Origin of the sequence: Streptacidiphilus jiangxiensis (assembly GCF_900109465.1) — a bacterium.
GTDB lineage: Bacteria > Actinomycetota > Actinomycetes > Streptomycetales > Streptomycetaceae > Streptacidiphilus > Streptacidiphilus jiangxiensis.
This window is the reverse complement of record NZ_FOAZ01000027.1, coordinates 32,761-45,610: the sequence shown is the minus strand read 5'-3', so window position 1 is coordinate 45,610 and position 12,850 is coordinate 32,761. Positions and strand designations below refer to the sequence as shown.

Sequence of the window (12,850 nt, the reverse complement as noted above, 5' to 3'; positions counted from 1 at the left end):
CCCACTCGATGTTTCACCAACGTGACTGTTGAGAGCGCAACCAATCTCGAAGTCGTGGTCATCGGCGCCGGCCAGGCGGGCCTGTCGGCCGCCTACCACCTGCGGCGGCGTGGCCTGCGGCCCTTCGACGACTTCGTCGTCCTGGACGCCGACGACGCGCCGGGAGGCGCCTGGCAGCACCGTCCGCCGACGCTCACCATGGCCATGGTGCACGGCTTCCACGAACTGCCGGACGCCCCGCTGCCGCCGCTCGCGCCGCAACTGCCCGCCAGGGACGTGCTGCCGCAGTACTTCGCGGCGTACGAGCGCGACCACGAGCTGCCCGTCGTCCGGCCGGTCACCGTCACCTCCGTGCGCGCGCTCTCCGCGGACCCGCAGTCCCTGCTGCTGACCGAGACCGACCACGGGTCCTTCTCCTCCCGCGCGATCATCAACGCCACCGGGACGTGGACCCGCCCGTTCCTGCCGCGCTACCCGGGCATGGAGCGGTTCCGCGGCCGGATGCTGCACAGCTCCGCCTACCAGGGCCCGGAGGAGTTCCGCGGCGGCACGGTGCTGGTCGTCGGCGGCGGGGCGTCGGCGATCCAGATCCTCGCGGAGACCGCGGCCGTGGCGCGGACGCTGTGGGTGACCCGTCGGCCACCCGTCTTCCGCGAGGAGCGCTTCGTGCCGGAGGAGCTCGGGCGGGCCGCCGTGGCCATGGTCGCGGAGCGGGTCCGCGCGGGGCTGCCGCCCGCGAGTGTCGTCTCGGTGACGGGGCTGCCGCCCTCCCCCGCGCTGCTGCGAGCGCGGGAGCTGGACGCGCTGCACCGGCTGCCGCTGTTCGAGCGGATCACCGAGACCGGCGTGGTCTGGGCCGACGGGCACGAGGAGGCGGTCGACGCCATCGTCTGGGCCACGGGGTTCCGCGCGGCCGTCGGGCATCTGGCGCCGCTCGGGCTGCGCGAGCCGGGCGGCGGCATCCGGATGGACGGCACGCAGGCGGCCCGTGATCCGCGGGTCCACCTCGTCGGCTACGGGCCCTCGGCCAGCACGATCGGCGCCAACCGAGCGGGCCGCGCCGCCGCAGTGGCCGTCGACCGCCACCTGCGCGGCGGGCCCCGGAGCTCAGCCCTCCTCGGCGCGGACCTCCCCGCTCGAGCCCACGCCGGGTGACGGACGGCTCGCTCCTGCCCCCGCCCGTCGTACCGGCCGTGCCCGGCCATGACGTCCTGCCCTGTTCCCCACCCGGGGCGAGGCTACGCGGCCCCCACGGGTCCGCCACGCGACGCGGCGGTGGTCAGCCGTTCGGCGGCCCGTTGGGCACCGAGGGCCGACCGGAGCGCGCGCTCGAGCCGAGCCCGCCGACGCGGCGGTCGTCACCTGCGTCGTCGCCGCCGGCCAGGTCGGCGTCGGAATCGTCCGCGTCGAGGCCGTCCGCGTCGGGGTCGTCGTCAACGGAACGGGACCGGTCCGCGTCAGGGCCGTGGTCCCCGGACGGGTCCGTCGACGGGTCGGCGCCCGCCCCCGGGCCCGGCCGCGCCTGCGCCTCGCCCTCCTGCGGCTGCATCTGCAGTCGGGAGAGCCCGATGGCACCGAGCGCGACCAGCAGTACGCCGATGATCTCGGGGATCAGCCACCAGCCGACCCGGACCGACTCGTTGTAGAGGGTCACTCCGAGCGACAGGCTGACCAGGGCGTCACCGAGGGTCAGCGCGGGCTGGGAGGCGACCAGCGGTCCGGCCTGCATCGCGTTCTCCAGCAGGAACAGCGCGCAGACTCCGACGGCCGCGAAGCCGTAGGTCTGCCAGGCGCCGAAGAACGCGGCGATGCCCTCGCGGTTCAGGGTGTCGGTGGCGGACTTCATCAGCGCCGCCGTGAGCGCGTAGCCGATGGCCGCGGCCAGGCCGAGGCAGACGGCGCGGGCGCGGCCCACCGGACGGCGCAGCGCGGCCAGGCAGAGCACGATCATGGCGCCGCCGCAGCTGGTCAGGGCCAGCAGCCACAGCCCGACGGCGGGCTGCTGCGATCCGCCGCTCGGGGCGGCCGCGGCGAGCGCCAGCCCGAGTCCGCCCACCAGGCAGGCGACCCAGACCCAGGCGAGCGTCGGCATCCGGCGCCGGAACACGATCCCGCCGATCAGCAGCGCGGCCGGCAGCTCCAGCACGAAGATCGGCTGCACCACGGCCAGCGGCCCCGTCGCCAGGGCGAGGCCCTGGAAGAGGGCGGCGAAGACGACGCCGAGTATCCCGAAGAGCCAGACCGGCGTGCGCAGCAGGTCCCACATCAGACCGAGCCGGAATCCCTGCGACCGGGGCACGATCAGCGCGGCCCGCCGCTGCAGCACGGTACCCAGCGCGTTGCTGAACGCGGCGCAGACCGCGAACACCACCGACAGCACCGCTGTCACAGACACGTCGCTCCCACAGCTTCGCCCCGACTCCCTGTGGGCATGCTACCCAGCGGAGCGCCGGAACCGGCGCGTCCGCAAGGTGCCGTGCGTCAGGCGTGCTGCTTGGGGCCCGCTCCGGCGGATCCGTTGGTGTTGTTGTCGTCGTCCTCCGCGCCGTCCGGCTCCGTCGACGTCTCCGGCTCCGCCGCGTCGGCGGCCGTGTCGCCGGCCGCGTCCTCGTCCGCGTCCTCCGGCGCACCCGACGGCTCGGCCTGCGACGGATCGGCCTGCGACGGATCGACTGCGGGCGGGGCGATCCGGGAGGCGCCGATCGGGTTCTCCGGAACGGGCTTGTTGCGCGTCGCGATCAGGAAGATCACCGACGCCGCGAAGAGCAGCAGCGCGGTCCAGTCGTTCAGGCGCAGGCCCAGGAAGCGGTTGGCGTGGTCGCTGCGCAGCGCCTCGACCCAGAAGCGGCCGAGGGTGTAGCCGGCCACGTAGAGGGCGAAGAGACGCCCGTTGTGCATCTTCCAGCGCCGGTCGGCGTAGAGCAGCAGGCCGACGATGGCCAGGTCCCACAGGCACTCGTAGAGGAAGGTGGGCTGGAAGACGCCGTGCACGGAGGTCCCGTCGGCGTTGATCTTGTCGATCTTCAGGCCCCACGGCAGCGTGGTCGGGTTGCCGTAGAGCTCCTGGTTGAACCAGTTGCCCCAGCGGCCGATCGCCTGCGCGAGGATCAGGCCGGGGGCCAGCGCGTCGGCGAAGCCGCTGAGCGGGATGCCCTTGCGGCGGCAGCCGATCCACGCGCCGACGGCGCCGAGCGCGACGGCGCCCCAGATGCCGAGGCCGCCGTCCCAGATGTAGAGGGCCCGGATCGGCTGCTCGCCGGCCTTGAAGTACAGCTCCGGGTCGGTGATCACGTGGTACAGCCGGCCGCCGACGATCCCGAACGGAACGGCCCACAGGGCGACGTCGAAGACGTCCTCCGGATTGCCGCCGAGCTTGATCCAGCGCTTGCGGGTCAGCCAGATCGCGGCGGCGATGCCCGCCAGGATGCACAGCGCGTACGCGCGGATCGGCACAGGGCCCAGGTGCCAGACGCCCTGCGAAGGGCTGGGGATGTACGCGAGTTCCATCGGGGCCGTTTCCCTCGAGACCGGTGCGAAGCACCCGTGCGCACGCGCGTGGGGCCCGCAGACTGCGGGCCCCACCCTACATGCGCACGTCCCGCGCCCGACCGTGCGACGACTACTCGACGACGAGCTGGACCTCGATGTTGCCGCGGGTGGCGTTGGAGTACGGGCACACCTGGTGCGCGCGCTCGACCAGGCCGTGACCGGTCTCGTTCTGCAGCGCGTCCGGCAGCTCGACGCGGAGGATCACCGCGAGGCCGTAGGTGCCGTCGCCGACGGCGCCGATGGTGACCTCGGCGGTCACCGACGCCTCGCTGGTGTCGACCTTGGCCAACCGGCCGACGGCGCCCAGCGCGCTGGCGAAGCACGCGGCGTACCCGGCGGCGAAGAGCTGCTCGGGGTTGGTGCCGGCGCCGTTGCCGCCCAGCGCGGGCGGCATGGCCAGGGCCAGGTCGAGGATGCCGTCGGAGCTGACAGCACGACCCTCGCGGCCGTTGGCGGTGGCGACAGCGGTGTACAGGGCGTTCATGGGGCGGTCCCTCGTCTCGTCCGTGGAGCAGTTCCGGTTCAAGCTTCGAGCAATATAAGAGCACACAATTCAATTGCGCACAACTCACTAGTACACTGGACTCCATGACCGAGACGCCGACGACCGGGACGAACGCCGGGGACCTGCTCCGCCTCGAGCACCAGGTCTGCTTCGCCCTGCACAACGCGACGCGTGCCTTCGGCGCGCTCTACCGCGACGCGCTCAAGGACCTGGGGCTCACCTACCCCCAGTACCTGGCCATGTTGGCCCTCTGGGAGCACGACGAACTCAGCGTCAAGCGCCTCGGCGAGCTGCTCCGTCTCGACTCCGGCACGCTCTCGCCGCTGCTCAAGCGACTGGAGACGGCGGGCCTGGTGATCCGTGAACGCAGCCCCCTGGACGAGCGCTCCGTCCTGATCAGCACGACTGCGGCGGGCGCGGCCCTGCGGGAGCAGGCCACCCGCGTCCCGGCCGAGGTCGCCGCACGGACCGGGTTCGATCTCGACGAGATGCGGCAACTGCGCGGCCTGCTGGCCCGCCTGACGGACCGCCTGGACACGGCGAACGGGGCGGGCGCCGCACAGGAGTGCTGATCGCGGCCGGTGTCGTGCCATGACAGACTGTCCGCTGCAGCTCTTCCCCGATGGAGGCACCCATGTCGGACCCCGCCGAGACCCCCGAAAACACCACCGGCCAGGGCCCGGTCGACGCCGAGCACACCGGCCCCGAGGACGACGTCAAGCGGAAGTTCCGCGAGGCCCTGGCCCGCAAGCGCGGACCTCAGGCCGAGGCGGGCAGCTCCCGTGGCGGCGACCCGTCCAAGATCCACGGCACCCACGCCAAGTCGGGCGGCCAGAAGAACTTCCGCCGCAAGAGCGGCTGACGCCGCGAGCCCGCTCACCGCTCACCGTCAGGTCGACGCACGGTGAGCGGGCTCTCCGCGTCCATACGCCCCAGCCGGTCCGGCCTGGACGCCCAGTCCGCGACGCAGCCAGTCGGACTCCATGGTCCAGCGCGGTGCGGAGTCGGCCAGGCCGCCCGGCGCCGGAAGGTCCGGGTAGGCGGGGCCGTCCCAGCAGTTCACCTCATGCCCCAGGGGGAGCCCCGAGGCCGACTGGTCCACGAACGCCGCGAACGACCGATCCTCCCCGACCAGAATCTCGCCCCCGCCGTGGCAGTTCACGAACTCCTGGTAGTCGGAGGGGAAGGCGAAGCCGCACTCCGCCTTCGACCGCTCCCGCAGCCTCAGGAGTCGAAGTCGAGAACGACCCGCTCCCCCACGGGCTCAGCCTGGCACGCCAGGACGTAGCCCGCCGCCAACTCCGAGTCCTCCAGGGCGAAGTTGCGGCGCATCCGGACCTCGCCCTCGCACAGCAGGGCGCGGCAGGTGCCGCAGACGCCGCCCTTGCAGGCGAACGGGAGGTCGGGGCGGACGCGCTGGGCCGCGTCGAGGACGGTGGTGCCGGTGAGCGGCATGGCGAGGGTGGTGACCCGGCCGTCGAGGGTCAGTTCGACCGTGGCGCTGGGGCCGTCGACCCCGGCCTCGGTGTGCGTGACCGGCGCCGGCGGCTCCTCGTCCTCCGCGTAGAAGAGCTCACGGTGCACGCGCTCCGCGGGGACCTCGAACGCGGCCAGCACGTCGCGCGCGTCCTCCGTCATGCCGAGCGGGCCGCAGAGCCACCAGTGGTCGACGTCCGGCACGTCCACCAGTCCGCTCAGGACCGCCCGCAGGTGCTCCGCGTCCAGGCGGCAGCTCAGCAGCTCACTCTCGCGCGGCTCGCGGGAGAGGACGTGCACGAGGTGGAAACGGTCCGGGTAGCGGTCCTTCAGGTCCGCCAGCTCGTCGACGAACATGACGGAGTCGCTGCGGCGGTTGCCGTAGAGCAGCGTCACCCGCGACTTGGGGTCCGCCAGGGCCGTCGCCGCGATGGAGAGCAGCGGCGTGATGCCCGAGCCCGCTCCGATCAGGGCGTGGTGGGCCGGGGCGGAGAGGTCCGGGACGAAGGAGCCGAGCGGCGGCAGGGTCTCCACGACGTCACCGGGCCTGAGGTCACGCACCAGCCAGGAGGAGAACAGACCGCCGGGCACCTCCCGGACGCCGATCCGCAGCGGGCCGCCCTGGGGGGCGCACAGCGAGTACGAGCGGCGCTCGTCACGGCCGTCGACGACCCGGCGCAGCGTCAGGGACTGTCCGGCCCGGAAGGCGTAGCGCTCCGCGAGCTCGTCCGGCACCGCGAAGGTGATGGCCGCGGCGTCGTCGCACAGCGGCTCCACGGCGGCGACCGTCAGCGGATGGAAGCTGGTGCGCAGCACTAGATCTCCTTGACCTGCTCGAAGGGTTCGCGGCAGGCGCGACAGCGGCGCAGCGCCTTGCAGGCGGTGGCGCCGAAACGACTGGTCTCCTCGGTGTCCGCGGAGCCGCAGCGCGGGCACGCGACGACGGCGGCCGCGTGGGTCGGGCCGAGCGTCAGCGGCACGGGCCCGGCCGCCCGGCGCGGCGCGGTGCCGGGCGGCGCGATGCCGGCCTCGGCGAGCTTGCGGCGGCCCTCGGCGGTGATGTCGTCGGTGCTCCACGGGGGGCTGAGCTGCGTCTCGACCCGCGCCTCGGCGAACCCGGCGCCGCGCAGCGCGGCGACGACGTCGGCCCGCATCTCGGCGAGCGCCGGGCAGCCGGTGTAGGTGGGGGTGAGCACGGCGGTCACCCCACCGTCGCCGTCCACCCGCACCTCCCGCAGCACCCCGAGATCGGCGAGGGTCAGCATGGGCAGCTCGGGGTCGCACACGGCCGAGGCCGCGGCGGTGGCCGCCACCTGCGACCACTCCTCCACCAGGGTGGTGTTCACCACGTCGCCTCCGGGTCCGCCCGGGCGACGCTCTGCAGCTCGGCGAGCAGCTCGGCGAGGTGTTCCGTGTGCTCGCCCGAGCGGCCGGAGGCCGTCGCGGTCGGGGCGTCCGTCGGGGCGGAGAGGTGGGCCGCGTCGAGGACCTGGGCAAGGACGGCCTCGACCTCGTCGCGGGTCTGCGGCGCCGCCGCGTACAGCTCCGCGCGGTACGGCCACAGCTCGGCGAGGGCCGCGCTCGTGCGACGCGCGGACTCCTCCGTCCCGTCGCCCAGCCGGACGACCCACTGCGCGGCGTGGTCGCGGTGGTAGGTCAGCTCGCTGACCCCCTTGCGGGCGACCGCGGCGAGCACCGGGTCGGGGTGCTCGGTGAGCCCGGTGAGCTCGGCCAGGCGCCAACTGGACAGCAGCAGCAGCTTGACGACGCAGTGCGCGAAGTCGCCGTTCGGCAGCTCGGCCAGGACGACGTTGCGGAAGTCGGCCTGGTCGCGGAAGTACGCGAGCGCGTCCTCGTCCCGCCCGGCACCCTCCGCCTGGCCGGCGCGGGCGTAGAGCAGGCGGGCCTGGCCGAGCAGGTCGAGGCCGATGTTGGCGAGCGCGACCTCCTCCTCCAGCTCGGGGGCCAGCGTGATCCACTGGGCCAGCCGCTGCGCGGCGACCAGCGCGTCGTCGGCGAGCGCCAGGCACAGCGCGGTCAGCGCCCCGGCGTCGACGCCGGGCGGCAGGGTCGTGTCCACGCCGTGCAGCGGGTCCTCGAAACCGGTGCCGAAGGCCCACCGCGCGTCGTCAGCGTGCCCCTCGGCGAGCGAGAGGTAGACGTGGTCGTCGTCGCTGCTCATGGAAGTACCGGCTCCTAGATGTGCGGGACGTCGTCGGGGATGGCGTAGAACGTCGGGTGGCGGTAGACCTTGTCGCCGCTCGGGGAGAAGAACGGGTCCTTCTCGTCCGGCGTCGAGGCGGTGATCGCGTCGGAGCGGACCACCCAGATGCTGACGCCCTCGTTGCGGCGGGTGTACAGGTCGCGGGCGTTGGTCAGCGCCATCCGCTCGTCGGCCGCGTGCAGCGAGCCGACGTGCACGTGGTTGAGGCCGCGCTTGCCGCGCACGAACACCTCGTACAGGGGCCAACTGCTGCTCATGCCGCCGTTCCTTCCTTGGTCGTCTCACGCAGCGCCTGCTGCTTGGCCGCGTGGGCCGCGGCCGCCTCACGCACCCAGGCGCCGTCCTCGTGCGCCTTGGTCCGCCGCTCCATCCGCTGCGCGTTGCACGGACCGTCGCCCTTGATGACCCGCATCAGCTCGGCGTAGTCGGGGGTGCCGAAGTCGTGGGTACCGCGCTCCTCGTTCCAGCGCAGCTCCGGGTCGGGCAGCGTGACGCCGAGGAACTCGGCCTGGGGCACGGTCATGTCGACGAAGCGCCGGCGCAGTTCGTCGTTGCTGTGGCGCTTGATCTTCCAGGCCATGGACTGCGCGCTGTTGGGCGAGTCGTCGTCCGGCGGCCCGAACATCATCAGCGACGGCCACCACCAGCGGTCCACCGCGTCCTGCACCTGCGCACGCTGGGCCTCGGTGCCGCGCATCATCGTCAGCAGCAACTCGAAGCCCTGGCGCTGGTGGAAGGACTCCTCCTTGCAGACCCGCACCATCGCCCGGGCGTAGGGCCCGTAGCTGGACCGGCACAGCGGGACCTGGTTGCAGATCGCGGCGCCGTCGACGAACCACCCGATGACGCCGACGTCGGCGAAGCTCAGCGTCGGGTAGTTGAAGATCGAGGAGTACTTCTGCCGGCCCTGGAGAAGGCGCTCGGTCAGTTCGTCACGGTCGATGCCGAGGGTCTCGGCGGCGGAGTAGAGGTAGAGCCCGTGGCCCGCCTCGTCCTGCACCTTGGCGAAGAGGATCGCCTTGCGGCGCAGGGAGGGAGCCTTGGTGATCCACTCCCCCTCCGGCTGCATGCCGATGATCTCGCTGTGCGCGTGCTGCGCGATCTGGCGCACCAGCGTGGCGCGGTAGCCGTCCGGCATCCAGTCACGCGGCTCGATGCGCTGGTCGTGCGCGATCGTCGCGTCGAAGTGCGCGGAGAGGCGCGTAGCGCTCTCGGCACTGTCGGTACCGCTCATGGCAGCCAACCCTCCGGTCCTTGGTCCCATCAGACTACCGAACGGTCGGTCGGCCAACAAGATGCCCCGGCGTGTGCACGGGAGGCAGGCCGGATCCGGACCGGGGCCGGACCGACCGGGGTCAGACTCCTCGCACCGAGGACGTCGCCCCGGGCCGCCTCAGCAGGACCGCGGCGAGGTCCGCGGCGAGCGGGGCACAGTCGGACAGGTCGAGGGTGGAGACGGTGAGGCGCAGGCCCGGGGCGGCATGAAGGCGGTAGCGCGCCCCCGGGGAGACCGCCCAGCCCCGTTGCAGGAGACCGGCCACCGCCGAGGTCTCGTCCGCGACGGGGATCCACACATACAGGCCGCTGCGCCCGTGCGCCGCGATGCCGTGGCTGGCGAGCGCCGCCACCAGCGCGTCGCGACGGGCCCGGTAGGACGCGGCCGTGGGTGCGGGGTCGTAGGCCTCCCACAGTGCCGCCGCGGTGCGCTGGAGCAGGTGACTCACCCAGCCCGCGCCCAGACGCTGACGGCCGCGGACACGGTCGACCGTCTCGCGGTCACCGGCGACGACGGCCACCCGCAGGTCGGGGCCGAGCGACTTGGCGACGGAGCGGACCACCGCCCAGTGCCGGACCGTCGCGGCGCCCTGCGCGCCGCCGCCGGGCGCCGCGCACAACGCCTGGTAGGCCTGGTCGACGATGCCGTGGCCGTGGTCGTCCTCGACCAACAGCACCTCGGGATGGCCGGCCAGTAGGGCCCGCAGCTGCGTCGCGCGCTCCGCGCCGAGCGTCGCGCCGGTCGGGTTCTGGGCGCGGGCCGTCACCACGACCGCGCGCACGCCCGCGTCGAGCGCCTCGCGCAGGCCCTCGACGGTCATGCCGTCGTCGTCGACGGCCACCGGTCGGGGCTTCAGCCCGAGCGCGGGCAGCAGGTCGAACAGACTGCCCCAGCCCGGGTCCTCGACCGCGACGGCGTCGCCGGGGCGCAGCCACGCCTGGAAGATCCGCTCCTGCGCGTCGAGCGCGCCGGACGCGACGCCGATCGCCTCGGCGGGCACGCCGTCGGCGACGAAGGAACGACGGGCGACGGCCAGCAGGCCCGGGTCGGCCTCCGGGCCGCCGTAGCGGCCCGCGCCGGGGACGGCCCCGCGGCCGGCGGCCGCGAGCGCGGTGGTGGGATCGGGCAGCAGCCGGGCGTCGGGGTTGCCGTCGGCGAGGTCGCGGACCCCCTCCGGGACCTCCAGCGCGGTGTAGTCGCGCGGGGTGAGCGCGGGGCGCGGCAGGATGCGACTGCCGCGCCGGCCGGCGGTCTCGATGACCCCGCGCTCACGCAGCAGCCGGTACGCGGCGGCCACGGTGTTCGGGTTCACGCCGAGCTCCACCGCGAGGTCCCGCAGCGGCGGCAGCGCCGCGCCCGGCGCGAGGACGCCGGAGGCGACGAGCGCCTCGACCTCGGCGGCGATCTCGGTGGCACGGCGGGCAGTGATCCGATAATCTCCTAGCACAAAGGGGATTATGCACTAGTTCAAAGGGCTGCGCCAGTGGGAGGCCGCCATGCTCATCCATCCGTGGGACCACGCCGACGAGGCCACCTGGCGCCCGTGGCTCGCCGCCCGAGACTTCGGTGTCCTCGCCGCCAACGGCGTCGACGGCGCGCCGCCGATGCTCGTCCCCACACACTTCCTCTATCAGGGGGGCGACGAGGTCCTGCTGCACCTGGCCCGCCCCAACCCGTTCTGGGCCGCGCTCGACGCCAACCCCCGGCTCACCCTCGCGGTGACGGACGACTACGCCTTCATCCCCGGCACGTGGCGGGCCACGCCGGACATGGACCCGGACCACGGCGTGCCGACCAGCTTCTACACCTCCGTGCACCTGACCGGCACCGGCACCGTCGTCGACGACCCCGCCGAGAAGGGCGTCCTGCTCGCCCGTCAGTTCGCCCGCTTCCAGCCCGAGTCGAAGTCGGAGCCCATCGTCCCCGGCGAGGGCCCCTTCGGCCGGATGCTCTCCGCGATCCGCGTCCTGCGCCTCCACGTGGAGGAGGTCCGCGCGAAGGCCAAGTACGACGCCCACAAGGACGCCGCCCTCGCCACCCGCGTCCGCACCGGCCTGACGGCGCGGGGCCTCCCCCAGGACACCGCCGCAGCCGCGCATCTGCACTCTGCCTGAGCCGCACTTTCCAGGGGCGCGGGAAACTGCGCGAACAACCACCCGAGGCGGATGGCCCTGCGCCTTGAGGACCATCCGCAGGTCAGTGGCTTGTCGCGCAGTTCCCCGCGCCCCTGGAGGGAGCTGCGCTCCCCTGGGCTAGGGCAACCGGGTGATAGTCGTACCGCCGCAAGCCCTGCTCCCGTCGCGCCGCGCGTCCGCCGCCGCCGGGGCTCCCTACGCTGCCCGGACGGACCCATCCGCGCCGCGCACCCCGGGAGCCCCCCACTGTCCAACACGCGATCATCGACCGCCGCCGCCGAAGGACACCTCGGGCATGTCGTCTTCATCGCGGCCGCGGCCGCCATGGGCGGCTTCCTGTTCGGGTACGACAGTGCCGTCATCAACGGAGCGGTGACCGGCATCCAGCACCACTTCGGCGTCGGCAACGGCGAGACCTCCCTCGTGGTCTCCGCCGCCCTCCTCGGCTCCGCGGTCGGCGCCGTCTGCGCCGGCTGGCTCGCCGACCACTTCGGTCGCATCAAGGTGATGCAGCTGGCCGCCCTGCTCTTCTTCGCCAGCGGCCTCGGCACCATGTTCCCGCCCAACATCGTGATGTTGGGCGTGTGGCGCGTGATCGGCGGCATCGCCATCGGCATCGCCTCCGTCGTCGCCCCCGCCTACATCGCCGAGGTCGCGCCGCCGGCGGTCCGCGGGCGGCTCGCCTCGTTCCAGCAGGCGGCGATCGTGCTGGGCATCTTCATCTCCCAGCTCATCAACTACGCGCTGAACCAGGCCGCCGGCGGCAACCCCAACGACCACCTCGCGGGCATCCAGGCCTGGCAGTGGATGCTCGGCGCGGAGACCATCCCGGCCCTGATCTACGGCCTGTTCTCGCTCGCCATCCCGGAGTCGCCGCGCTACCTGATCTCCTCCGGCGACCTGGCGCGGGCCAAGAAGGTCCTGACCGACGTCGAGGCGCCCGGCACCGACATCGACGCCCGGATCGGCGAGATCCAGCACGTCATGGCGACCGAGCACAAACCGCGGATGAAGGACCTGATGGGCGGCCGGGCAGGGCTCCAGACGATCGTCTGGATCGGCATCGGTGCCTCGGTGTTCCAGCAGTTCGTCGGCATCAACGTGATCTTCTACTACTCGTCGTTGCTGTGGCAGTCGGTGGGCATCAACGCGAGCAACTCGCTGCTGATCTCCGTCTCCACCTCGCTGGTCAACATCGTCGGCACGGTGATCGCCGTGGTCCTGGTCGACCGCGTCGGCCGCAGGCCGCTGGCGCTGGTCGGCTCGGCCGGCATGGCGGTGACCCTGGGCATGGCGGCGTGGGCCTTCTCCTACCGCGTCGGCACCGGCACCAACGCCCACCTGGCCGACACCCAGGCGACGGTGGCGCTGGTGGCGGCCCACATCTACGTGCTCTGCTTCGCCTTCTCCTGGGGCGTGGTGGTCTGGGTCCTGCTGGGTGAGATGTTCCCCAACAAGATCCGCGCGCTGGCCCTCTCCGTCGCCGCCTCGGCGCAGTGGATCGCCAACTGGCTCATCACGGTGAGCTTCCCGACCATGTCGGACTGGAACCTGTCGGCCACCTACGTGATCTACGCCTGCTTCGCGCTGCTGTCGATCCCGTTCGTCTACTTCTGCATCCGCGAGACCAAGGGCAAGTCGCTGGAGGAGATGGGCTGACCGGTTGCACGGCGGCGGCCCGCGAC

At 73.0% G+C, this 12,850-nt stretch carries 13 protein-coding genes and 1 pseudogene; 5 read left to right on the top strand and 9 right to left on the bottom strand.

Annotation, left to right across the window (positions count from 1 at the left end):
• Positions 1-21: 21 nt before the first annotated feature.
• Positions 22-1,155, top strand: coding sequence for an FAD-dependent oxidoreductase (locus tag BMY61_RS36570; RefSeq protein ID WP_042455940.1), 1,134 nt, complete (start codon positions 22-24; stop codon positions 1,153-1,155).
• 391 nt (positions 1,156-1,546) lie between these two features.
• Here the strand turns inward: BMY61_RS36570 and BMY61_RS36565 are convergent.
• The 3 genes and pseudogenes from BMY61_RS36565 to BMY61_RS36555 all read right to left on the bottom strand — a co-directional run.
• Positions 1,547-2,389: pseudogene (locus tag BMY61_RS36565) on the bottom strand (DMT family transporter); the annotation flags it as partial.
• 92 nt (positions 2,390-2,481) lie between these two features.
• The gene (lgt, locus tag BMY61_RS36560; RefSeq protein ID WP_042455937.1) at positions 2,482-3,507 is read right to left on the bottom strand and encodes a prolipoprotein diacylglyceryl transferase; all 1,026 of its coding nucleotides are present in this window, start codon (positions 3,505-3,507) and stop codon (positions 2,482-2,484) included.
• Between the two features lie 112 nt (positions 3,508-3,619).
• On the bottom strand, positions 3,620-4,033 hold the full coding sequence (locus BMY61_RS36555; RefSeq protein WP_042455934.1) for an organic hydroperoxide resistance protein: 414 nt from the start codon (positions 4,031-4,033) through the stop codon (positions 3,620-3,622).
• 104 nt (positions 4,034-4,137) lie between these two features.
• Here BMY61_RS36555 and BMY61_RS36550 point away from each other — a divergent pair, with 104 nt between their 5' ends.
• Positions 4,138-4,626: a MarR family winged helix-turn-helix transcriptional regulator gene (locus BMY61_RS36550; RefSeq protein ID WP_042455930.1), complete on the top strand. Its 489-nt coding sequence runs from the start codon at positions 4,138-4,140 to the stop codon at positions 4,624-4,626.
• Positions 4,627-4,688: 62 nt separating this feature from the next.
• Complete coding sequence (locus BMY61_RS36545; protein WP_052439247.1) at positions 4,689-4,916, top strand: DUF5302 domain-containing protein; 228 nt, start codon at positions 4,689-4,691, stop codon at positions 4,914-4,916.
• A 362-nt stretch (positions 4,917-5,278) separates the two neighbouring features.
• On the opposite strand, the gene paaE is transcribed toward BMY61_RS36545, so the two are convergent.
• The 6 genes from paaE to BMY61_RS36510 form a co-directional block, all read right to left on the bottom strand.
• Positions 5,279-6,346, bottom strand: a complete 1,068-nt coding sequence (gene paaE / locus BMY61_RS36535; protein WP_236656572.1) for a 1,2-phenylacetyl-CoA epoxidase subunit PaaE — start codon at positions 6,344-6,346, stop codon at positions 5,279-5,281.
• The gene (gene paaD, locus BMY61_RS36530) at positions 6,346-6,795 is read right to left on the bottom strand and encodes a 1,2-phenylacetyl-CoA epoxidase subunit PaaD (protein WP_201777634.1); all 450 of its coding nucleotides are present in this window, start codon (positions 6,793-6,795) and stop codon (positions 6,346-6,348) included. Before paaD ends, paaE begins: the two co-directional genes overlap by 1 nt.
• Before the next feature lie 77 nt (positions 6,796-6,872).
• On the bottom strand, positions 6,873-7,712 hold the full coding sequence (gene paaC, locus BMY61_RS36525; RefSeq protein WP_042455918.1) for a 1,2-phenylacetyl-CoA epoxidase subunit PaaC: 840 nt from the start codon (positions 7,710-7,712) through the stop codon (positions 6,873-6,875).
• 14 nt (positions 7,713-7,726) lie between these two features.
• The gene (gene paaB, locus BMY61_RS36520; RefSeq protein WP_042455915.1) at positions 7,727-8,011 is read right to left on the bottom strand and encodes a 1,2-phenylacetyl-CoA epoxidase subunit PaaB; all 285 of its coding nucleotides are present in this window, start codon (positions 8,009-8,011) and stop codon (positions 7,727-7,729) included.
• Positions 8,008-8,988: a 1,2-phenylacetyl-CoA epoxidase subunit PaaA gene (gene paaA / locus BMY61_RS36515; protein WP_042455913.1), complete on the bottom strand. Its 981-nt coding sequence runs from the start codon at positions 8,986-8,988 to the stop codon at positions 8,008-8,010. The genes paaB and paaA overlap by 4 nt, the downstream gene beginning before the upstream one ends.
• A 121-nt stretch (positions 8,989-9,109) precedes the next feature.
• Positions 9,110-10,477, bottom strand: a complete 1,368-nt coding sequence (locus BMY61_RS36510) for an aminotransferase class I/II-fold pyridoxal phosphate-dependent enzyme (protein WP_042455910.1) — start codon at positions 10,475-10,477, stop codon at positions 9,110-9,112.
• A 49-nt stretch (positions 10,478-10,526) separates the two neighbouring features.
• Here BMY61_RS36510 and BMY61_RS36505 point away from each other — a divergent pair, with 49 nt between their 5' ends.
• Together BMY61_RS36505 and BMY61_RS36500 are read left to right on the top strand one after the other, a co-directional pair.
• The gene (locus BMY61_RS36505) at positions 10,527-11,144 is read left to right on the top strand and encodes an FMN-binding negative transcriptional regulator (RefSeq protein ID WP_042455907.1); all 618 of its coding nucleotides are present in this window, start codon (positions 10,527-10,529) and stop codon (positions 11,142-11,144) included.
• Between the two features lie 237 nt (positions 11,145-11,381).
• Positions 11,382-12,824, top strand: a complete 1,443-nt coding sequence (locus tag BMY61_RS36500) for a sugar porter family MFS transporter (protein WP_425314732.1) — start codon at positions 11,382-11,384, stop codon at positions 12,822-12,824.
• Positions 12,825-12,850: the final 26 nt, after the last annotated feature.